Below are 268 nucleotides of genomic sequence, written 5' to 3' on the forward strand. Positions count from 1 at the left end.
TTATCATGCAAGATCTATCTCTTTATGCTTGTAGTGGTAAATTTTCTTTATATCTTGCTCCTGCTAAATTAAGCATTAAAAAAGAAATTCAAGAAAATAGAGAAAAGGTATCATACCGTGTAGATGAAATGATAGCTTATGTTTATGATAGCTTTGATTTTTTAGATCAAAGTCATGAATTTGATGATGAAGGAAATCTTATCAAGCTAGGACAACCTGTCGGGGCTTGGGATTTTAATGAAAAGAGTTTTAGTATATTAGGTTCTAT

At 30.2% G+C, this 268-nt stretch carries 1 protein-coding gene; it reads left to right on the forward strand.

The features are described from left to right. On the forward strand, positions 1 to 268 hold a 268-nt coding region (locus H2279_RS08840), incomplete at both ends, for a DUF6402 family protein (protein WP_337196307.1).

The sequence above is a fragment of the Campylobacter sp. B0100352/1 genome (genome assembly GCF_020135855.1).
Taxonomy (GTDB): Bacteria; Campylobacterota; Campylobacteria; order Campylobacterales; family Campylobacteraceae; genus Campylobacter_D; species Campylobacter_D taeniopygiae.